Source organism: Microbulbifer maximicatervae (SeqCode) (assembly GCF_052467825.1).
In genome coordinates this window covers 4,986,259-5,008,494 of sequence record NZ_CP174327.1, presented here as the reverse complement: position 1 = coordinate 5,008,494, position 22,236 = coordinate 4,986,259, and the positions used below count along the sequence as shown (strand labels likewise).

Annotated in this window: 17 protein-coding genes; 11 read left to right on the top strand and 6 right to left on the bottom strand. The window is 52.1% G+C overall.

Annotation, left to right across the window (positions count from 1 at the left end):
* Positions 1-11: 11 nt before the first annotated feature.
* Both ACJJII_RS22005 and ACJJII_RS22000 read right to left on the bottom strand, forming a co-directional pair.
* A complete protein-coding gene (locus tag ACJJII_RS22005) occupies positions 12-1,484 on the bottom strand; it encodes an aminoacyl-histidine dipeptidase (protein ID WP_444917746.1) in 1,473 nt (490 codons plus the stop codon).
* A gap of 124 nt (positions 1,485-1,608) precedes the next feature.
* Positions 1,609-3,576: a VacB/RNase II family 3'-5' exoribonuclease gene (locus tag ACJJII_RS22000; protein WP_444917745.1), complete on the bottom strand. Its 1,968-nt coding sequence runs from the start codon at positions 3,574-3,576 to the stop codon at positions 1,609-1,611.
* Positions 3,577-4,095: 519 nt separating this feature from the next.
* Between ACJJII_RS22000 and ACJJII_RS21995 the strand changes: the two genes are divergently transcribed.
* Both ACJJII_RS21995 and ACJJII_RS21990 read left to right on the top strand, forming a co-directional pair.
* A complete protein-coding gene (locus tag ACJJII_RS21995; protein ID WP_413662699.1) occupies positions 4,096-5,184 on the top strand; it encodes a Glu/Leu/Phe/Val dehydrogenase dimerization domain-containing protein in 1,089 nt (362 codons plus the stop codon).
* Positions 5,185-5,402: 218 nt separating this feature from the next.
* A complete protein-coding gene (locus ACJJII_RS21990; protein ID WP_444917744.1) occupies positions 5,403-8,219 on the top strand; it encodes a M16 family metallopeptidase in 2,817 nt (938 codons plus the stop codon).
* 42 nt (positions 8,220-8,261) lie between these two features.
* Here ACJJII_RS21990 and ACJJII_RS21985 read toward each other — a convergent pair whose 3' ends face one another.
* A complete protein-coding gene (locus ACJJII_RS21985) occupies positions 8,262-8,873 on the bottom strand; it encodes a glutathione S-transferase family protein (protein WP_444897963.1) in 612 nt (203 codons plus the stop codon).
* 90 nt (positions 8,874-8,963) lie between these two features.
* Between ACJJII_RS21985 and ACJJII_RS21980 the strand changes: the two genes are divergently transcribed.
* Positions 8,964-10,328 (top strand): metal-dependent hydrolase family protein, encoded by a 1,365-nt coding sequence (locus ACJJII_RS21980; RefSeq protein WP_282932018.1) that lies wholly within the window; start codon positions 8,964-8,966, stop codon positions 10,326-10,328.
* Positions 10,329-10,512: 184 nt separating this feature from the next.
* Here ACJJII_RS21980 and ACJJII_RS21975 read toward each other — a convergent pair whose 3' ends face one another.
* Positions 10,513-11,223: an SIMPL domain-containing protein gene (locus ACJJII_RS21975; protein WP_444917743.1), complete on the bottom strand. Its 711-nt coding sequence runs from the start codon at positions 11,221-11,223 to the stop codon at positions 10,513-10,515.
* 161 nt (positions 11,224-11,384) lie between these two features.
* Complete coding sequence (locus tag ACJJII_RS21970) at positions 11,385-12,551, bottom strand: aminotransferase class V-fold PLP-dependent enzyme (protein WP_444914284.1); 1,167 nt, start codon at positions 12,549-12,551, stop codon at positions 11,385-11,387.
* 75 nt (positions 12,552-12,626) lie between these two features.
* Here ACJJII_RS21970 and ACJJII_RS21965 point away from each other — a divergent pair, with 75 nt between their 5' ends.
* From ACJJII_RS21965 to ACJJII_RS21930, 8 genes are all read left to right on the top strand, one after another.
* Positions 12,627-13,067, top strand: coding sequence for a VOC family protein (locus ACJJII_RS21965; protein WP_444893272.1), 441 nt, complete (start codon positions 12,627-12,629; stop codon positions 13,065-13,067).
* A 56-nt stretch (positions 13,068-13,123) separates the two neighbouring features.
* The gene (locus ACJJII_RS21960) at positions 13,124-14,227 is read left to right on the top strand and encodes a hypothetical protein (protein ID WP_444917742.1); all 1,104 of its coding nucleotides are present in this window, start codon (positions 13,124-13,126) and stop codon (positions 14,225-14,227) included.
* Positions 14,228-14,229: 2 nt separating this feature from the next.
* Positions 14,230-14,895, top strand: a complete 666-nt coding sequence (locus ACJJII_RS21955; protein ID WP_282932023.1) for a GntR family transcriptional regulator — start codon at positions 14,230-14,232, stop codon at positions 14,893-14,895.
* 210 nt (positions 14,896-15,105) lie between these two features.
* Complete coding sequence (locus ACJJII_RS21950; RefSeq protein WP_282932024.1) at positions 15,106-16,455, top strand: aspartate aminotransferase family protein; 1,350 nt, start codon at positions 15,106-15,108, stop codon at positions 16,453-16,455.
* A 116-nt stretch (positions 16,456-16,571) separates the two neighbouring features.
* Entirely contained in the window at positions 16,572-17,957 is a 1,386-nt protein-coding gene (locus ACJJII_RS21945) for a glutamine synthetase family protein (RefSeq protein ID WP_413662690.1), read from the top strand.
* Between the two features lie 462 nt (positions 17,958-18,419).
* Positions 18,420-19,796, top strand: coding sequence for a glycosyltransferase family 4 protein (locus ACJJII_RS21940; protein WP_444917741.1), 1,377 nt, complete (start codon positions 18,420-18,422; stop codon positions 19,794-19,796).
* The gene (locus ACJJII_RS21935; RefSeq protein WP_444917740.1) at positions 19,796-20,557 is read left to right on the top strand and encodes a class I SAM-dependent methyltransferase; all 762 of its coding nucleotides are present in this window, start codon (positions 19,796-19,798) and stop codon (positions 20,555-20,557) included. Before ACJJII_RS21940 ends, ACJJII_RS21935 begins: the two co-directional genes overlap by 1 nt.
* The gene (locus ACJJII_RS21930; RefSeq protein WP_444917739.1) at positions 20,554-21,666 is read left to right on the top strand and encodes a prenyltransferase/squalene oxidase repeat-containing protein; all 1,113 of its coding nucleotides are present in this window, start codon (positions 20,554-20,556) and stop codon (positions 21,664-21,666) included. Before ACJJII_RS21935 ends, ACJJII_RS21930 begins: the two co-directional genes overlap by 4 nt.
* Here ACJJII_RS21930 and ACJJII_RS21925 read toward each other — a convergent pair.
* On the bottom strand, positions 21,595-22,212 hold the full coding sequence (locus ACJJII_RS21925; protein ID WP_282932028.1) for a class I SAM-dependent methyltransferase: 618 nt from the start codon (positions 22,210-22,212) through the stop codon (positions 21,595-21,597). The genes ACJJII_RS21930 and ACJJII_RS21925 overlap by 72 nt on opposite strands.
* Between the last annotated feature and the right edge of the window lie 24 nt (positions 22,213-22,236).

Sequence of the window (22,236 nt, the reverse complement as noted above, 5' to 3'; positions counted from 1 at the left end):
CGATTGGGCGATTAGTCGCGAGTGGGAATTGCCTGGACCACTTTAATAAAGTAATCCCAGAAATTGGCGACACTCTGGATATGTACCTTCTCTTCAGGAGAGTGAGCGCGGCGAATGGTTGGGCCAAAGGAAACCATATCCCAGTTGGGGTAGGGTTTGGCCAGCAATCCGCACTCCAGGCCGGCGTGAATAACTTTTACTTCAGCTTCCTCGCCAGTCATCTCTTTGTAGACATCCTTCATCATCGCCAGCAGCGTTGATTCGGGATTTGGTGTCCAGCCAGGGTAGTCGTTGTCCAGTGTTGTTTCTGCACCTGCCAGCTGGAAGGTGGCGGCGACATTGAGGCCGTGTTGGTCGCGGGCACTGTCAGAGAGGCTGCGTACAAGACATTGGATTTTTACTCGATGCTCACCGTTCTCCTCCATTGTTACAACACGGGCCAGATTGTTGGATGATTCAGCAATGCCTTCGAGAGCAGTGCTCATTCGCTCAACACCATTGGGGCAGCAGCGGATTGCGCGAATAAGGGTCAACTGGCTATCTGCGTCGAGGGTGTTGGCTGGAGTTTCGGCAGCTTCCAGGGTGATGTCCAGTGCCGCTTCATTGTCCAGTTCACGGGCAACTTGAGCGCTTTCGCTTTTTACAATTTCCTGTACTTTATCGACCGCTACTGAAGGCACGACCAGGGTTGTGAAGGATTCGCGGGGAATCGCATTGCGCAGGCTACCGCCATCCAGGCTGGCAATACGCAGCTCGGGGACCTGGGTTAGAACGGCATGGATAATGCGGTTTGCGATCTTGTTGGCATTGCCTCGGCCTTTGTCGATATCCAAGCCTGAATGCCCGCCACGGAGGCCGCGAACAGAGAGTTTTACTGCTTCGGCACCGGGCAGGACCGCTTCTGGCGTATAGGGCAGGCTGACATTGACGTCGACACCGCCGGCGCAGCCGATATACAGCTCGCCTTCATCTTCAGTATCCAGGTTGAGGAGCAGGTCAGCTTCAAAATAGCCAGGCTTAAGATTCTTGGCGCCGGTCATGCCCGCTTCTTCATCGATTGTCAGCAGGGCTTCCAAGGCGGGGTGGGGAATATCAGTAGATTCCATCAGGGCCAGGATTGCGGCAACGCCAATACCATTGTCTGCGCCGAGTGTGGTGCCTTCCGCAGTTACCCAGTCTCCATCCACGTAGGGTTTGATTGAGTCAGTGAGAAAGTCGTGCTCAGTGTCGGCATTCTTCTGCGGCACCATATCCACATGGCTCTGCAGGGCCAGTGTCTTGCGGTTTTCCATACCAGGAGTGGCCGGCTTCTTGATAACAATATTGCCGATTTCATCCAGCTGAACGCCTAGGCCGCGTGCTTTAGCGAAGTTAACGATATGCTCCACTACGCGGTCTTCATGCTTGGATGGGCGTGGAATTTCACAGAGCTTGGAAAAGTGTGCCCACAGTGGAGTTGGGTTCAATTCAGCAATATTGCTCATGAGTGGCCTCGATTTATTCTATTGGTGCCGGAGCTATAAGCTAGCTGGCCGATCAAAGGCGGTGGGCTTTGGCCCCCGGCAGGAAAGCCCGGCGAGCGCCGGGCTTGGGTAAATGTGCAGGAATTTATTTCTGGGCCGCGTCGGCAGCCTCAGTTTTTTCAGCGTTCAGTTCAAAGGCGATGCGTCGTTTGTCTACATCGACAGACGCTACTTTAACTGAAACTTCCTGTTCTAGGTGGAAGCGTTTTTCATTGTGTGTAAGAACCAGGTGCTTGCCATCGAAGGTGGGCAGGTTCTTCTTATCGCCATTCATGCGCACAAAGCCGTCAATACCAAAGTCGTCGAGTCGCACGCCGATGCCTGCGCCGTTTACCAGGGTAATTTTCCCTGTAAATTCCTGGCCAACTTTCTTCTCGATAAATTGAGCGTAGAGCCATTGCTCCAGGGCTCGGTTGGCCTGGCGACCGCGAATCAGGCTTTCCTGCAGGGATTCAACTTTATCATCGGCCAGTGTGGAGGCTTTCTCTCCCTGCGCAGCAGCGCGCAGAACGCGGTGGTTGTGCAGGTCGTTGTACTTGCGAATTGGAGAGGTGACGGTGGCGTAGGCCTCGAGGCCCAGTCCCAGGTGAGCCCCTACCTTGTTATCGAGCTGGCCCGGGCGCAGCATACGCTTGAGCACGGCGAGCAGGTTGTTCATCTGCGGCTCTTCATGGTTTTCCAGGTGCTTAACCAGTGCAAGGTAATGCTCCAGTTGCCCCAGATCGGCCTCTGCATGCTCAGGCAGCAGTTCTTTCAGCAGGCTGCGAACTTCTCCCATGCGCTCTTCGCGGAAGCCCAAGTGAACAGAGAAGCAGCCCTGCTCAATCTCGGCGAGTTTGCCACCCATGCTGATATTGGTAGCGAGCATGGCTTCCTCGACCATTCGCTGAGCGATATTGCGTTCCTGCTTTTCGATACGCTCGATCTTGCGCTGATCGTTCAAGCGGATTTCATAGTCCGGGCGATCTTCCATTGCCAGTGAGTGGCTGGCACGGTATGCGGCGCGCGCTTCGTAGATCGCCGCCAAATTACGCAGACTGTCCTGTTGCTCCTGGGGCACGGCGGAGTCGTCACCCTCAATAAAGCGGCTGACTTGTTCATAGCTCAGTTTGTGCTGGGAGCGAATAGCGGCAAATTCATAGCGGCTATTGCCAATGGTGCCATCGCTATCGATATCGATATGGATAACCAGGGCGGGGCGCAGCTCGCCGGGAACCAGGGAGAGTAGGTTCTCACACAGGTTGCGCGGCAGCATAGGTAGGGTTTCGCCTGGTAAATACTGGCTGTGGGCCCGATTAAACGCCTCTTTATCCAGGGGGCTGTTCTCATCAATTAGCGACGATGGGTCTGCAATAGCAATGTGCAGGGTCCAGCCCCCGTCACGGCTGCTTACGGCCAGAGCATCGTCCATATCGCGAGTGGTTTCTGCATCGATAGTTGCGAAGCCCAGCTCGGAAAGTTCGGTGCGCTCACCGGTAACTGTTGTCAGTTTCTCCGCAATAGTGTCCGCCTGCTTTTGTGCAGCGGCACCAAATTGCTCAGGCAGCTTGAATTGGGCGACAACATAGGCGTGTTCGATACCGGGCATATCGGGCTTGCCGATAACGGTTTCCACCTTGGCCTGGGCTCTGCCGTCTTTAAATGGATGGCGGTTTACTTTGCAGGCAATAAACTCTCCCGGCTGGGCCTTGCCGCGAGCCTTGGGAGGGAGAAAAATCCAGCGGGACAGGCCATTTTGCGTGGGCTGGATAAAGTGGCCCTGGCCGCGCTGTACATACTGGCCAACAAGGTAGTCGAGCTGGCTGTCGATCAATGCATCGAGCTCTGCCGCGAGTTTACCCTTGTTCTCTTCGGAGAGACTTACTCGAACCCGGTCACCGGGAAATACACGCTCCATTTCATTGGGAGGCAGGAAGGCTTCCCTCCCGTCATCCAACTCAACGAAGCCAAACTTGCCGTTACTGCCGCGAACCCGGCCTTCGGCAAACTCCTTACTGGAGCGAATATCTGTTTTCAGTTGCGAAAGTTGTTTTAGAGCGTCGGCATTCAGCATCGAGTTTATCTCTATGGGTCGATTTGGGCGCGGATTCTACCAGACCATACGCAGAGGATGTAACGCGCTTAGGCGGTGGAAATGATCTTAGTTGTCAGTGTTGTGAGGTTTTCAAAATTTTTTGAAAAAGTAGACATATTAAGGAAGGCTTCAAAAGGTGGTTCTTTGCCAGAAGATTTATACAGGAATCGTGTTCTCTTTAGGGGCAGTTATAGGAAATTTATAAGAGAGCCGCCAGCGGTAAGAGAGGGTCCGGTATTCAATGCCAATTAATGGAGAAATAAGAGCGTAGAGCTAGCCGCCTAGATTAATGACTGGGCGGCCCAAGTTATTCTGAGGCAAACGAATATCCTAAAAATGATATTTTGGTGTGATGTTTTAGCTATTCTGATACTCATGTGTGCAAAATATGCAAACTTTGTCTGTGGGAGCTGGATATAATCTTATTCCAGATAAAAACAGATAAGGGCTGTGGTTGTTCCCCAGCTGTAGAACCGGCCTTCCGGAGAGGAACAGTTAATGAGTATTTTTTCCCATTCCGCCTACGATAAACACGAACAAGTGGCGTTTTACCAAGATGCAAAGAGTGGCTTGAAGGCCATTATCGCGGTACACAATACGAATTTGGGTCCCTCACTGGGTGGCTGCCGTATGTGGCCCTACGCCGACGATGGCGAGGCCCTGAATGATGTTCTCCGTCTTTCCCGGGGTATGACTTACAAGTCCGCAATGGCCGGCCTCAAGCTGGGCGGTGGCAAATCCGTAATTATTGGTGACCCGCGCAAGGAAAAGACGCCTGAGTTACTGCGCGCTATGGGTGAATTTATTAATACCTTGGGTGGCCGTTATATCACTGCTGAAGATTCTGGCACGAGCGTGGCGGATATGAGTGTTATCGGTGAGACAACCGAGTTTGTCTCCGGCCTGTTCGCGGGCTCCGAGTATGGTGGTGATCCTTCCCCTTCGACTGCTTACGGTGTGTTTGTTGGCCTGAAAGCTGCGGTAGAACACCGCTGGGGCAAGACTGACCTGACCGGCTTAAAAGTCTCTATTCAAGGCGTGGGCAACGTCGGTTTCCGCCTGGGTAAACTATTGAAGGATGCCGGTGCGGAACTGTTTGTCACCGATATTTTCCAAGACAATATCGATCGTGCGGTTACAGAGCTTGGTGCCATAGCCGTAACTGCCGACGAAATCTTTGACCTGGACGTAGATCTGTTTGCTCCCTGTGCGATGGGTGCAATTCTCAACGATGACACCATCAGCCGTTTGAAGGTTCAGGCGATCGCTGGCGCGGCTAACAACCAGTTGGCGGAAGAACGCCATGCTGAAGTGCTTCGCGAGAAAGGTATTTTGTACGCACCGGACTATGTCATTAATGCTGGCGGTATTATCGATGTTTACTACCAGCAGAAAGGCGATTACGACGCTGCAGAAGTGCGCGCTCATATCGAAGAGATTGGCAACACTATGAAAGAAGTGTTCGAGCGTGCCGATGAAACCGGCCAGACCACCGCTCACGTAGCGGACCGGGTTGCCGAGGAGCGCTTTGGTCACCATACGGTTGTAGGCGAGGCCGAAGACAAGTCTGGTACTGTGGCAGCGTAATGTTTTCAGCGCAGGAGTAGAGCTGGTGACCTGATTCCTTGGGCGATTGTCATCTCGCTTCTCTCTGTGATGTATTGATTTGGGCACTTCGGTGCCCATTTTTTTGCCTGGAATATTTGCTAAATTGCGGTTGGTAAAAGGTTTTGCTGACACTCTGGAGGAAAGCTGGCCTAAACTTGCCATCCTGAAATTGCGGTTTTTTAAAAGGGAGTGACAATATGGACTTGCGTCCGCTACTTATCAGCGTTGCCATCGCTATTACTGGCCTTACCGCTTGCGGAAAGTCTACCGATGATACGCCTCATGCGCTTTCGGTGGATAAGGAAGCAGCAGCCAGTAGTAAGGCTGCTGCATCCGATAAAGAGGCGTATGTCCCGCCACCCAAGTTGGAGATTCCTTTCCATAAGGAAGTATTGCCCAATGGCCTGACGGTGATTGTGCATGAAGACCACAAAGCCCCCGTTGTTTCTACCAATCTTTGGTACAAAGTAGGCTCTAAGGACGAGCCGCCAGGTAAAACCGGATTTGCTCATTTATTTGAGCACTTGATGTTTAACGGTAGCGAAAACTTCCCAGGGGAATATTTCGAACCCTTCCAGCGCTCTGGGGCCACCGATATGAATGGCACCACCAGCAATGACCGCACCAATTATTTTGTCACCGTGCCCAAAGGCGCCCTGGATATGGCGCTGTGGATGGAGTCCGACCGAATGGGGCATTTTAAAGGTGCAATTACCCAGGAGGTTTTGGATGAGCAGCGCGGTGTTGTAAAGAATGAAAAGCGCCAGGGGGAGAATGCACCTTATGGCAAAGCGTTCGATATTATTGCCAAGAGCACCTTCCCCAAAGGGCACCCCTATTCGTGGACGCCGATTGGCTCGATGGAGGACCTGGATAACGCCAGTCTTGAGGATGTCAAAAAATGGTTTGAGGACCATTATCAGCCCGCTAATGCAGTTTTGGTAATTGCGGGTGATGTTACGGTCAAAGATGCGATGGCCAAGGTACGCAAGTATTTTGGTGATATCCCGAGCACTGGAGTGCAACCGCGCATTAAGAATTGGGAACTACCCACCCAAGTGAAAAAGAGGGAGGTGGTTTACGACCAGGTGCCCCAAACGCGAATTTACAAGGTTTGGAATGTGCCCGCAGTGGGTAGCGAAGTGGAAGACGCGCTGGAATTAATGACTTCCCTTCTCGCCAATAGAAAAAACTCTCTTCTTTACCGCCGTTTGGTTCGTGATGAGCAAGTGGCTACCAGCGTCAGCGCTTTTTATTACGGCCGTCAGCTTGCAGGGCAGTTGATGATTATTGTCGACGTGAAACCGGGGCAGTCTGTAGAAAAAGTTGAAGACTTACTGAATAAAGAGTTAAAGCAATTCGCAAAAAATGGTGTGAATGCGGATGAGCTGCGCCGGGTTAAACAGAGTGAGTTTGCCGGGCTGGTAAAGGGGTTGGAAAAAACCGGTGGTTTTGGTGGTAAGAGTGACATCCTTGCCCAGTCGGAGTTTTATTTTGGCGATCCCGGAGCCTTGATCGAAGGCGTAGAGGATTATGCAAAAGTATCCGCTCTCGAAGTTCAAGAAGTGGCTGAGCAGTGGTTGAAAGAGGACTCCTACACCTTGATTATGGAGCCGAAGCAGAAGTATACGGCAGCGGCGGAGGGTGCTGACCGCAGCAAGCTCCCCGAGGTAGACAAAAATGTAGAGCTGGAACTGCCAAAACAAAAAGAATTTACCCTCAAAAATGGATTAAAGGTTGTTCTGGCCGAACGCCACGATACTCCCGTGGTACTGATGAATCTGCAATTTCGCAGTGGCGCTTCCGCAGATAGAAATAAGCCGGGTCTGGCTTCAGTTGCGGCGCAAATGCTGAACGAAGGTGCGGGTGATCTGGATAGCCTGGAATTTAGCTCCCGCTCAGAAGAGCTTGGTGTAAATATTGGTGGTGGTAGCGGCCTTGATTATAACAATATCAGCATGAGTGCCCTTAAGACGCAGCTGGAGCCATCGCTGGAGCTATTTGAGAAGGTGGTTACTGAACCTCGTTTCCCCGAGTCCGACCTGGAGCGGGTTAAGTCCAATCGCCTGGATGCAATAGCCCAGGAAAAAGCCCAGCCTCAGGGCTTGGCTATGCGTGAACTGCCGCCGCTGCTATTTGGAGAAAACCACCCTTATGGCTCTCCCTTGACGGGGTCGGGTACTCCTGAGGGAATTAAGTCCATAACCCGTGAGGATCTGGTTAATTTCCAAAAGACCTGGGTGCGTCCGGATAATGCAACCCTGACGATCGTGGGGGATGTTACTGAAAAAGAAATAGAGCCTCTGCTGAATGAAACACTCGGAAAGTGGACTGCTCCTAAATCAGAGCTTCCCAAAATTGAAGTTGCCAAGGTGCCCCGTCCGGAAAAGGCTCGAGTTTATTTGCTCGACCGCCCCGGCGCACAACAGAGTTATATCATGGCGGGTTTGCTGATGCCGCCTTGGCAGCCGCAGGGAGCTGAAGCTTTTGATGCGATGACGAATATTATTGCCGGAAAGTTCACTTCCCGGGTCAATATGAATCTTCGTGAGAACAAGCATTGGTCCTATGGTGCCCGCGCGGTTTCCCTCGATACAGAAGGGCAGCGTCCTTATATCCTCTTTGCTCCTGTGCAAACTGATAAAACAGCTCCAGCGATTAAGGAATTAGTAAAAGAGTATGAGGAATACTTAGGAGAGCGTCCTATTACTGCAAAAGAGCTTGAGGACTACCAAAATGACGAAGTCCTGAAGCAAAGTGCTCGATTCCAGACCAAAGGGCAATTACTTTCCAGTATTAATTGGCAGGTGGAGAAGGGGCTTCCAGAGGAATATATTGCCGAATATCCACAGCGGGTTTCAGCACTGAATAAGGAAAAAGTGGAGGCCTCCGCGAAGGAGTATCTTGCGCCAGATCAATTCACCTGGGTGATTGTTGGGGACCTGAGTAAGATTAAAGGCGAGGTTGAAGCCTTGGATATTGGCCCCGTTGAGGTGCTTCCTGCAAAGGACTGATTGGAATTATTTCCCCGCCCTGTTTGGGCGGGGAAATAGGGTTTAAGCTTTAAAACTGGGGCGCTCTTTAAGTTGTTCACGCCACCTGATTAGGTGAGAGTGCTTGGATGGATCGGGTCGAAGGTTTTGCACTTTGCCAAAATCCAGTCCGCAAACCATGCTGATATCGGCCACTGAAAAATAGTCACCAACCAGGTATTCATGGTCTGAAAAGTGGTTGTCGAGGGTATCCATAAACTTCAGGGCCCGCTTGCCTGAATCCTCACCAAAATCGGGATAAACATTCATCCGGTCCTTAAAGAAACCGGAAACGTGCTGGAAACACATCCCGACAGGAAACATAAGGTTAAAGTCGGCACGGCGATTCCACATTTCCACCAGTGCTTTTTCCTTGGGGGTGCGGCCGAAGAGTGGTGGCTCTGGGTGTAGCTCCTCAAAATAACGCTGAATGGCCACTGATTCCGCAATGTAAGTGCCGTCATCCAGCTCCATTACGGGTACTTTTTTATTGATATCTTTGCTTCGAAACTCTGAGCTAAGATTTTCCCCTTTTGTAATATCTATTCCGACATATTCTGCATCTAACCCCTTTTCTGCCATAAACATGCGAACACGTCGACAGTTTGGTGCTGCTGCGAACTCATAGATTTTCATAGAGGCTTCCTCTCGCCTGGGTAATTGCGTAGATTGTGCGATCTTGGTAAAGGACGTTGAGAATCTAAAAGAGATCTACTGGGGACGACAATGACAACAAAGACCAACCGAAGCTACTTTGTCAACCGCGCAGCCGCCGTGGCTTTGTCCGTATTTGCCGGGCTTTTTAGTTTACAGGCTGGGGCCGAGAGCATCGCAATTTACGCTGGCAAATTATTTGATAGCAGTAATGGAAAATTATTGGAAGACCGCACCATTCATATTGTCGATGGACGGGTTGAGTCAGTGCAGAAAGGGTTTGCCAAGCGCGATCGAGAGCGCTTGGTCGACTTGAGAGAATATACGGTATTACCGGGATTGATGGATATGCACAGCCATCTCACTTACGAGTTTGGGCCGCGTGCTTATATGGAGTCTTTCAGCTGGAATACTGCCGATTTTACCTTGCGCGGCGTGGATGCTGCTCATCGCACTCTACAGGCTGGATTTACCACGATTCGAAATCTTGGTGATCACGACAACGTGACCGTGAGTTTACGTAATGCAATCAACAAAGGCCTGGTGGAAGGTCCGCGTATTTATACGGCGGCAAAGACAATCGCAACTACCGGTGGGCACGCTGACCCCACCAATGGGCTCAGGCAGGACTTGATGGGGAACCCTGGCCCGGTGGATGGTGTTATTGATGGGCCGATCAGCGCGCGCAAAGCGATTCGTCAGCGCTATAAGGACGGCGCTGACCTGATCAAGATCACCGCGACTGGTGGAGTCTTGAGTGTGGCAAAGAGCGGCCAGAACCCTCAATTTATGCAGGATGAGTTGGAGGCAATTGTTGAGGCTGCTAAGGACTATGGTTTCACGGTTGCAGTACATGCCCACGGTAAGGAGGGAATGATCCGCGCAATTCGTGCTGGAGTGGACTCCATTGAGCACGGCACCTATATGGATAATGAAGTGATGGACCTGATGCGTCGTAACAACACCTGGTTTGTGCCGACTCTAATGGCTGGCGAGTGGGTGACAGAAAAATCGGCGATTGAAGGCTTCCTGCCGGACCTGGTGCGCCCGAAAGCCGCGACTATGGGGCCTTTAATGCAGGATACTTTTAGCCGCGCTCACAAGCGCGGAGTAAAAATTGCATTTGGAACCGATACCGGTGTTACCCGTCACGGCGATAATGCCCGTGAATTCTTATTGATGGTGCAGGGTGGAATGAGCCCGGCAGATGCACTGCGTTCAGCGACTTGGAACGCGGCCCAACTACTGCAAGTACAGGATGAGCTGGGCAGCATTAGCGAGGGCAAGATAGCCGATATTATCGCTGTGGCTGGAAATCCCCTGGAAGATATTTCGGAAATGCAACGGGTTCTGTTTGTAATGAAAGAAGGCGTTATTTACAAAGAGTCCAGCGAGCTGCCAAGTGATGTGTTTCTTGAGCAAGATATCAGCGGTTAGCCGGTAGAGAAGAATGGCAGTGAAACAGCAAGGCTGTTGGTGCTGTTTCACTGCTGACAAGACATTAGCTACTACGGGGCAGCAGGGAAGAATCGAAATGCTCTGTGAGTATATTCAAGCCCCGAATGGCCCCAAGCGCCGTGTATCCTTCCTGCCCCCGTATGTGAGTAGCTATTGCTCCGTATTAGTCCTCGAGTTCGTATACCAGATCCAGATTGACGGTAAGTGTGGTTTCTCCCGGTGAAATGGGGGTGGAAGCGCTGTCTTTCATGGCCGCCATTTCAGTGCGGTACATGGGGCGTGGCATACCGCCGTTGCCATTTTCTGAAATACTGACAATGCGACGCACTTTTGTACCCAGCGCTTTTGCGTACATTTCTGCACGTTCCTGGGCGTCTTCAAGGGCTTTCTCCCGGGCTTTGGCTTGAACTGGAGCAGGTTCACCAATTTCGAAGCTCGGACCGTTGATCTGGTTGGCGCCAGCGGCAGTAAGATTGTCCAAGACCTTGCCGAGTTCATCCAATTTGCGAACCTTCACGCTGACGGTATTTCGCGCGGTGTAACCAGTGATTCGGGGTTTTTTGTTTTGCTGGTACTGGTAGCGCGGAGACAGGTTAACGCCTGTGGTTTGAATATCTTTCTTGTTGATACCCGATTTTTTGATAGCGGTCATTAAAGACTCCATCTGATTGGCGTTATCGCGCATTGCCTGTTTGCTGTCCTCTGACTCGGTTACCACTCCGACAGAAATTTTTGCGATATCAGGAACCTGACTTGCCTCCCCCCGTGCAGCGATGGATACCATGGTCCCCCGGTCTTCTGGAGCCCGCTCGTTACCACAGGCGGTGGCGAGCAGGGCGAGAAGGGAAATTACTGAAATTTTTACTGCTTTCATAACGCTTCCTTATCCATTGAGTGCTGATTGTTGCGACGAAAATGGCGCCATTATTTTATAGATTGAATCCTGAACCGCAGCTGAGCCCGTGTGCCTTTTAGGTGTTAAATATGCTCTAGCGGCGGTGGTAAAAATCACTCTGTCCTCTTAGCTCTGAAGCTTTAAGAGTTAAAAACCTGCTGGTAAGTTTCATCCTTATCGTGATAGATGGCGAATCCCAGCCTGAGAAACTGTTGTCGGCGATCACACAGAACTGCTCGAGCCTTGAGTTCTTCCTGAACCCTCTGTGAGATTTCTGGTTGTGAGCAGTTAAATGTGAAAAAGTGGCCGTGACCTTCTTCCAGATCATGACAAATCAAGTTGTTGCGATTCAAGATGGGATGGTCTGAGTTATCCATGCTATTCAGGAATCGGGTTTGCGCATTGAGAACATAGCTGTGTATTTTCTCGATGGTAATGCCTTCGCGATGGAATAAATCGAAAATAGCCAGGGCTTTGTAGAGTGTTGAATAGTCCATGGTCGCCCCGGCAAAGCGCAGCCAATTGTCGCTATATCCGACTTCTCCCGAGCGATTCTCCAGCTCAGCCATTTCTGCGAACCAGCCGGTATTTACAGGGCGCAGTGTACAGTTCGCAGGAATTGTCATAAAACACAGGCCTTCACCGGCGCCTAGGTACTTATATGATCCTGCCGTAAAGAAAACCTTGTCTGCAACGGTTGAAAGATCGATTGGGCGAGCAAAAAAACCGTGATATCCATCGATAACGAATTGTGTGTCGTGCGGTTTCTGTGCCGCAACCTCCAGCAGCCGGGGAAATACCACACCGGAGTCAAAAAATACCAGGCTGGCATAGGCCAGATGGTATTCATTTTTATGTAGTTCGGTTTCAAATCTTTCTGCCAGGGTGGCGTAGGGTTCTTTGGCAACTCTCGTTACCTCTACTTGAGGAAGCTCTTCCAGACGTTGTAATTGGCGAGTAAAACTGTAGAACTCTCCGTCTGTAGTGAGAATGCGCAATGGTTTACTGGGATCGAATGAACTCAGTAGTCGATACACTAGTTCATGGGTATTTGGGGCTATAGCGATCAAGTCTGCCCTGGGTAGGTTGAGGGATTTTGCGATCGCCGCTTGCCATGAGGGTATCTTCTCCTCAAAAATTGGCCCCCATTTTTCATCGGCCAGAAGTGCTGAATCGCGCCAGTACTGCTGTACTGCATCAAGGGTAACATCGGGCCAGTAGTGGTGGGAGTGGCAAGCCATGTGCAGCATGGAAGAGGGACTGCCACTGGGCGCCTGAAGGAACTCGCGATAGAATTTTTTATACATATGCGTTTAGCTTTAAAAAGCCGATTTATTTGTTATGGGCTGATTGTAGAGCTTGGCAACAAGAAGGAGTAGAGGGTGAAGTACTTACACACCATGGTTCGCGTAACCAATCTGGATGAATCTCTGGCGTTTTACTGTGAAAAGCTGGGCCTGCAGGTCGTTAGTCGAAATGATTATGATAAAGGGCGTTTCACCCTAGTGTATCTCGCAGCTCCCGAGGATCTTGAAGCGGCCAGGGAGAATAAGGCCCCGACATTGGAACTCACTTACAATTGGGACCCGGAAAGCTACACTGGCGGGCGGAATTTCGGACACCTGGCATATCGGGTAAATGATATTTACGGGGTGTGCCAACGCATGATGGATCAGGGAGTGGTTATCAACAGGCCCCCGAGAGACGGCCACATGGCATTTCTTCGCTCCCCAGATGGGATTTCCATTGAGTTGCTGCAAAGTGGAGAGCCTCTCCCACCACAGGAGCCCTGGATGTCTATGGAAAATCAGGGTGAGTGGTAGTCCGGGATAGTTGAAACCTGAGATAAATTTTGACGGCCAAGAAAAAGAGTAAGTGAGTGAAAAATACCAGTTGTATTCTACTGGCCGGAGAGACGGCTGCGCGGCGCATACGTGAAGAGGGATTGTCCCAGAGACAATTTTCGACGCTGGTCGGCGCTTCCGGCGGTCCCAAGTGGCTGGTGATTAGCCAGTTGGATCGGGTATTGATGGGGGAGTTCTTCAAGGAGCGGAGCGAGCCAATTGTCACCTTGGGATCATCTATCGGTAGTTTTCGCAACATGTGTTACGCAATGGCAGAGCCGCTGTCAGCACTTGAACGATTAGAGCATCACTACATCTACCAAGCCTATTCTGACAAGCCCTCACCAGAGGAGATTACTGCCGGCGGTCGCAAGATGCTGCAGGCAGTGTTGGGTGCTGAAGGTGCGCGCGAGGTAGTGGAAAATCCCATTTGGCACAGCCACTTTGTGGCGGTCAGGGGCAGGGGGCCACTGGCCAGTGAAAACAAGGCGCTGTTGGCGCCGGCATTACTTGCCTCGGCACTGGCAAATGCTGTATCTCGCAACAGCCTGAGCGCTTTTTGGGAGCGGGTGGTTTTTCATTCGCAAGAGTCGGCAGGCATTCACTTCCAGAATCTGAGCACCGAAAATATTCCGCTTACCGAGCAAAATACCTGTGCTGCTGTACTGGCCAGTGGCTGTATCCCTTTGGTAATGACAGGGGTGCAGACACCGGAGGGAGCTCCACAGGGTAATTATCGCGATGGCGGTATCACCGATTACCACTTTGATCTGCGCTTCCGCCACCCCCAGGGCCTAGTGCTCTACCCGCACTTTTTCCCCTATATGGTGCCCGGCTGGTTTGATAAAGGGCTCTCCTGGCGACGGGTTCGCGGAGATGCCATGCAATCCACTCTGGTTGTGGCTCCCTCGCCCAAATTTGTTGCCTCCTTGCCCTATGGAAAAATTCCAGACCGCAATGATTTCTACAAGCTCGACCGTGAAGACCGTTTGAAGTACTGGGGGCGGGTGGTTGATCTCAGTCGCCGGGTGGCAGATGATTTTTATGAAATTTGGCAAAGTGGCCGAGCGGCTGAGCATTTAATTGAGGTGGGTGCGGAGGATGTCCCTCATATGTTGGAGCAGGTCAGGGCAGCATAGGTATGGTGCAGGAATTTAACAGTCCCCAGGAAGAGTACCGCACAACCCAGGAGAGGGTTTATTTTCAGGTGCGGGATGCCATTCTGCGGGGAAAGTTTTTGCCGGGTAGGGCGATTACTATCCGGGGTCTGGCCTCGGAACTTAATTGCAGTCCAATGCCGGTTCGCGAAGCGTTGCGTCGCCTGACCTCGGAGCGGGCCCTTGAGCTGTCAGATACCCGCCGGGTCAGAGTGCCGACAATGACCCCGGAAAAACTGGCAGAGATCTGTGCCGCTCGTGTGGCCCTGGAGTGTCAGGCCGCTGAACAGGCCCTGCCATTGGTAGGGGATGCTGAATTAGCGCAACTTCGGGAGCTGGATGAACGTGTAACAGAAGCTCTCGCTCAGAAAGACATCGAGCGCTATGTAACCACTAATCTGGAATTTCACTTCACCCTTTATCGCCTGGGGCAGCCCCATATCATCCTGTCCCTGATCGAGAGCCTGTGGCTACAGACAGCTCCCCTCCAGCACTTGGTTTTCCAGCGCTTTGGCGTGCAAGAGTTGCCAGACCGGCATCAAGATCTGCTCGAAGCTATTGCCAGTAAAGATGAGTTGAAGGTGCGCAAAGCCATTCAGCAGGATATTGAAGAGGGGCTCGGCTCTATCTCTGCAGAGGAGCTGCTGTAGCGGCTCCTCCCCCCCCAGTTGACTATTTAGTTCCCTTTTTTCTCCTCGCACTGGCGCAATTCGACCTTATGTTTTCGGTAAGGGCAGATAGACCTTGCGCTTCTGTCGATGGCCCCACTAGAATGTGATCACAAATTAGTGGTAACGATTTGGCCTTTTGAGCCCGATTGGTGGGCGCTGAGCAAGGCCTGTGAAAGCCAGGAGAGAAATATGAACAAGACTGAGCTGCAGCAACACGACCGTGAGCACCTGCTACACCCATTTACTGACTTCCATGACTTGGGCCAGCAGGGGACCCGTGTGATTACCAGCGCCGAGGGCGCTTACATCACCGATATTGATGGCAACAAAATGCTTGATGGCATGTCAGGCCTCTGGTGTTGCAACCTCGGCTACAGCCGCAAAGAAATCAGCAATGCGATCTACGAGCAGCTGAATACCCTGCCTTTCTATAACAGCTTCTTCCAGTGCACTACGGTGCCCTCGATTGAACTGGCCGACGCCCTGGCTGAAGTGACCCCGGCGCATATGAACAATGTGTTCTTCACGGGTTCCGGTTCCGAGGCAAATGATACTAACCTGCGCCTGATCCGCCGTTTCTGGGATATCCAGGAAAAGCCGGAGAAGCGCATAGTTATTTCCCGTAAGAATGGCTATCACGGCTCTACCATTGCCGGTGCCAGCCTGGGTGGTATGAGCGGTATGCACAAGCAATTCCAGCCGCTCGACTACATTGAGTACGTACAGCAGCCCTACTGGTTTGGTGAGGGCGGCGATATGTCTCCAGAGGAGTTTGGTATCCAAGCGGCTCGCAGCCTGGATGAGAAAATCCAGGAGCTGGGCCCGGATAATGTTGCGGCGTTTATCGCTGAGCCAATCCAGGGTGCTGGCGGCGTAATTATCCCGCCGGAAACCTACTGGCCGGAAGTCAAGAAGGTGCTGGACCAGTACGACATCCTGCTGGTGATGGATGAAGTGATTTTTGGTTTCGGTCGTACCGGTGAGTGGTTCGGTGCCGACTATTACGGCATGAAGCCCGACCTGATGACTTTCGCCAAAGCAGTAACCAATGGTTACTTTCCCCTGGGCGGTACCATGGTGAGTGATCGTGTCGCTGAGGTGATCAAAACCAAAGGTGGCGAGTTTACCCACGGTTACACCTACTCCGCGCACCCGGCTGCCTGTATGGCAGGTCTGGCCACTATCAATATTCTGCGCAACGAGAAGATTATTGAGAATGTCCGCGATGTAACCGGCCCCTACCTGTCCAAGCGCTGGGCTGAACTGGCGGAGCATCCGATCGTTGGTGAAACCCGCAGTTTGGGTATGGTCGGTGCCTTAGAGCTGGTAAAAGATAAGGCCAGCCGAGCTCGTTTTGATGATGACTGCACCGCTGGTGCGGTATGTCGTGACCTGAGTATCAAGCACGGTTTAGTGATGCGCGCCGTTGGCGATGCCATGGTTATCGCACCACCGCTGATTATGACCACTGAACAGGTCGATGAGCTGGTAGAAAAAGCGCACCGCGCCCTGGACGACACTGCTAAAGCACTGGCGTAACATAGCGGCAAGATACTCTGTTGCAGAGGCGGTCTGATACCCCGTTTTCCATGATTTGAATGGAAAAGGGATGCTGGGCCGTCTCTGCGTTTAGATTGGATCACCCCAGGCACCTTATGTCTCAAGAAAAAGAATTCACTGCCCAGCCCGATCTGCTGGAGCAGTCGCAAAAATTCCTGGCAGAGCACTCGGACCTAAAGTGGATCGAAGGCTTTATGTTCGATATTAATGGCGTGCCGCGAGGGAAGTGGTTGCCGGCAGAAGCTGCGGAGAAATTGCTCAAGGGCAGTCTGCAAATGCCGCGTAGCGCGGTCAGTCTCGATATCTGGGGGCGGGATATCGAAGACAGCCCGCTGGTATTTGCCAGTGGAGACAGCGACGGCGTTTGTCTGCCGGTTTCGCCTATTAGCCTGGCGCCCTGGCATCGCGAGTCCACTGCCCAGCTGCATATGCAGTTGCATGAGGCAGATGGCTCCTCTCTCTATGCCGATCCCCGCAGCCAGTTGCAACGCGTGGTAGAGCGTCTCGGCAAACTGGGTTATACCGCCGTGTGTGCGACCGAGCTGGAATTCTATCTGCTCCGCGATGAGGTGGATCATCTGGCGCGTCCGCGCCCGGTTAGCGATAACGACGCCGAGCTGGTGCCTTCCACCGACGTTTACGATCTGTCCGAGCTCAATGCACAGCGACACTTCTTTGCCGATGTGCGAGCTGCTTGCGAGGCCCAGGGTATTCCCGCAGATTCAGTATTGTCGGAGTGTGCGCCGGGACAGTTTGAAATCAACCTGTTGCACAGTGCCGATCCCGTTAAAGTAGCAGACCAAACATTACTATTTAAGCGCTTGTTAAAAGGGGTGGCGCGCAGTCACGGCTTCCGCGTGAGTACCATGGCCAAGCCTTTCGGGGATCAGGCGGGTAACGGAATGCACGTGCATATGAGTTTGATCGACGCCAATGGAAAGAACGTTTTTGATGACGGTTCTGACACTGGCTCCGATTTACTGCGTTATGCCGCAGCAGGAATGCTGGCGACTGCCAACGATGCGATGGCGTTTTTCGCACCTCACAGCAATTCCTATCGCCGCTTCCAGGAGAGCTCTCACGCACCGCTGAATCTCTGCTGGGGCTACGATAATCGCACTACAACTTTGCGTGTGCCCGCCAGTGATCCTGTGGCACGGCGTATCGAGCACCGCATTGCCGGGGCGGATGTAAACCCCTATCTGGTGTTAGCTGCGATTCTCACTGGTGTGTGTCATGGCATTGAGAACCAGATGGAAGCGCCTGCACCTGTGGAAGGCGATGCTTATCAGGTGGAGAGTGAGAAGCTGATCAATACCTGGAGTGGTGCACTGGAGCGCTTTGAGCAGAGCCCTTTGTGGCGCGAGTATCTTGATCCGCGCTTTGTGGAATTGTTCTCTCTGTTGAAAAGACAGGAGCAAGCAGAGATAGCTGCCCGCGTTACCGATGTTGAATACCAGAGTTATCTGCATCGGGTATAAAGATTGGCGGTGTGCTTTAGCGCCGATTGCCGTTTTAGTGAACGGCTTTCACGACAGGAGAGTCAGTGGGGGTATTTCCTCTGCTATACCTAAATTTAAGTGCGTAATGTGCTTGAAACTCTCCTCCTGAAAGTGTGTTCGAGAAATCTGGCCCGCCTTTTGGCGGGCATTTTTTTATTCTCGATTGACTTATTTTCACTTCCTGTTCGTGTTAATCCCTTCTTTTAAAGTCGCCATGGCTTGAGTGTATCGAATGACACGGTGTGCGGTTGCTGGGCTTTTGTTGCTATTTTGGCTTGCGAGCACACATCCTTGGGCCAGGATACCAAGAGTGTGGACCGCTTCCGCCTAGCAGTCATTTCTCCGCCAGTGTATTCTTCCGCTTTACCAGCGAGACACCCCAGACGGTCGGCTTTTAGACGTTGGCATTCGCAGAATGTCTGTGCGAGAGCGGATAATGTTATGGGGTATAAGAATATTGCAGATGGGGAAACTATGACCGCCTTGGGAAATTGTGCAGACGGTCCAACGGCTGGCGAGACGCAGCCACTAAAAATATGCCTTTTGGGGTATCGCAGCAATCCACACAGTGGTGGTCAGGGCATCTACCTGCGCTACCTGAGTAAAGCACTGGTTGATGCTGGTCACTCCGTGGATGTTATTTCTGGCCAGCCCTACCCAGAACTCGATGAGCGCGTAAAACTCATCAAAATGCCAGGGTTGAACCTCTATGAAGTTGAGCGTCCAGCGCGGGCCTTGAAACCTCGCCACCTGCTGTCGTGGGCGGATTTTTTTGAATGGTGGAGTAAGCTTACCGGCGGTTTTGCCGAGCCTTATACCTTTGGCCGTCGGGTAAATAAATACCTGCGCAAGCACGGCAAACAATACGACATTGTTCACGATAACCAATCACTGTGTTACGGCTTGCTGGATATCGAGAAAAATGGATTGCCTGTTGTCGCGACAATTCATCACCCCATTACCCGGGATCGTCAACTGGCATTAGATGCCGCCCCCGATTGGCGTTTTCGTTTGCTGGTACGTCGCTGGCATAATTTTTTGAATATGCAGATTAAGGTATCGCGGAAGCTTCGCCATATCGTGACAGTTTCCAGGCAATCTGAGCGGGATATTATCGAGCAGTTTGGCGTAGCTCCCGAGCAGATTCACCTGATTTACAACGGTATTGATACCGAATTATTCAACCCAGGGGCAGAGAATAAGCGCTTGCCTCTGCGAATTATGACCACCGCATCGGCAGACCAGCCGCTTAAAGGTCTGCGCTTTTTATTACAGGCGTTGGCGGAATTACGCCAGGAATATGAAAACATAGAGTTGTTGGTCGTTGGCAAATTACGCGAAGGTGGCGCCACGGAACACTTGCTTCACGATCTGGATCTTCAGGATAGGGTTCAGTTTGTCTCCGGTATTTCTAACGAAGAACTGGTCGATAATTACCGCAAGGCTACAGCGGTAGTTTGCCCATCGCTCTACGAAGGATTTGGTTTACCTGCCGGAGAGGCAATGGCATGTGGTGCTCCGGTAGTATCCAGTGACGGGGGTGCTTTGCCTGAGGTGGTTGGGGATGCAGGAATCGTGGTCCCTGCAGGAAATCACGAAGCTTTGGCCAATGCCCTACGCCAGGTTTTATCCAGCGAAGCGCTGCGAATAGAACTCAGTGAGAAAGGTCGCCAGCGCATTGAAAATAAATTTTCCTGGAAAATCGCTGCAGAGAGTTTGGTGAAATATTACCGGGAAATTCTCGGACATACATTGGCGGAACAGCCCAGTAGTCATGAAATAGAAACTCCGAATATGCGCAGTGCGGAGGCGGCTTGATGATTACTGTAGATCCCCAGCATTTAAATCTTCGCCCTGGCCAAAAAGTCCTCGACTTGGGGTGCGGTGAAGGGCGCCATTCCATTCACTTGATGATCACCGATGAGGTTGATGTTTACGGCATTGACCTGTGTTTTGATGATGTGCGCACTGCCAGTGAGCGAGCGGAACCTTTCCGCTCTCCCGAGCATTCAAAGGGTCGCTTGCAGTTCGGAGTTGCCAATGGCTTGCAACTACCATTTGCCGATGGGAGTTTTGATGTGGTTATCTGCTCAGAGGTACTTGAGCATATCCCCGATTACAAGTCTGTCCTGGCTGAGATTAACCGGGTATTAAAGCCCTCTGGTATTTTTGCCGCGACAGTACCGGCATTTTTTCCTGAGTGGGTGTGTTGGAAACTCAGCGATGAATACCATCAGGTTGAGGGTGGGCATATCCGGATATTCCGCGAGCGCGAGCTGCGAGAGGATATTGAAAAGCTGGGGCACCACTATTTTGCCCGGCATAAGGCCCATGCGTTACATGCACCTTATTGGTGGTTAAAGTGTTTGTTTTGGGACAAGCCCGATTCCCGCTTGGTCTCTGCCTATCACCGCCTGTTGGTGTGGGATCTGATGAAGAAACCAGCCTTTACCCGTATTCTCGAAAAACTATTGAACCCGCTGTTGGGAAAAAGTATTGCTCTCTATTTTGTGAAACCTGTCGGGTCGACACAACGAGTGGATGCGCCCCTCTCCCTGCCTGAGGGAGCTGAGGCATGAGTAAAATTTCTGTGCCGGCAAAAGCTTCTGGTCTTTTCCCTGAAGGATTTATCCAGGATAGCGCCGCCTATATTCTCTCCCAGCAACTCCCCGATGGCTCAATTCCCTGGTTTAAAGGGGGCTATGCCGACCCCTGGGATCATGTTGAGGCCGCTATGGGGCTCGCCATTGCCGGAGAGTTCAGAGCTGCTGAAAACGCCTATTGCTGGTTGGCTGAGATTCAGCTGGAGGACGGCAGCTGGTGGGCCGCTTATAAAGATGGCGATATTGACAACCGGGAGCGCCGTGAAACCAATTTTGTTGCCTATGTGGCAACAGGAATTTGGCAGTACTTCCTGATCAGTAGAGACACACTGTTTTTACAGCGCTATTGGCCGATGGTTGAGCGTGCAATCGAGTTTGTATTGCGCTTACAAACAGAATTTGGCGAAATTCATTGGGCGGTAGATTCAGAGGGCGCCCCTATGGAAGATGCCCTGATCACCGGTTGTTCTTCCATTTATAAAAGTCTGGAATGCGCAATTAATATTGCCCACCAGCTGGGGGTTGCTCGCCCCCAATGGATACTTGCCCGGGAAGCTCTGGGCGATGCGCTGCGCAATAAACCGGAGCGCTTTGATCGCACCTGGGAAAGCAAGGCGCGCTTTTCAATGGACTGGTTTTATCCCGTATTAACCGGTGCCTTTTCTGGTGAGGCAGCGCAGTTGCGGCTTCAGCAGCGCTGGGATGAGTTTGTCGTGGCTGGGTTGGGATGTCGTTGCGTCAGCGATGAGCCCTGGGTGACGGTGGCTGAGTCCTGCGAACTCACCATGTCCCTAATCGCTGCTGGCCAGCGTTCGCGGGCGGAAATTTTGTATCGCGGCTTGCACCGCTGGCAGGATAAAGATGGGGGCTACTGGACCGGTTATGTCTACCGGGATGAGGCCATCTGGCCGGAGGAAAAAACCACCTGGACTGTAGGAGCCATGCTTCTGGCTGCCGATGCGCTCGCCGGATTAACGCCAGCGAGCGAGCTGTTTACATCGGTGTGCCTGCCCTTAAATGCGGCGCAGGATTCCCAGGGTGTCGACAGTTTCGACGAGCTCGAATTGAGCGGAAGCCAGGGCTAGCTTGTAAATATCGTAGGGCGCCTGGCCGCCATCGGCGGGGTCCGGGAAAATATCGTGGATCGCCAGATAGCCGCCGGGCACGATATGGCGGGACCAGCTGCGATAATCGGTCATGGCCGCTTCCAGGGAGTGGCCGCCGTCAATAAATACGAGACCCAAAGGGGTATTCCAGCAGCGTGCAGCTGTTGCGGAGGGGGCGACGACGGGAACAACCCAGTCATCCAATTCAGCCGCGCGAATATTCGCGCGGAAAGTGCGAAAACTGTCCATTAAATTGGCCTGGCCATCAAACAGTTCGGGATCGTGATACTCCTCTCCGGGCTGGTGCTCTTCAGATCCTCGATGGTGGTCCACGGCGAACAGGACGTTATCGGTCAGCTTACAGGCACTGGCCAGGTAAATTGATGATTTGCCGCAGTAGCTGCCCACTTCAAGACAGGGACCCAGTGAGCTGGCTTCAGCTGCCAGGTGGTAGAGAGCTTCCCCTTCATGGGCGGCGAGGAAACCTTTAATTGCTCGAATATCAATAGGTAGATTTAGGGACATGGGTAAACGCTTGCTATTTTTCGT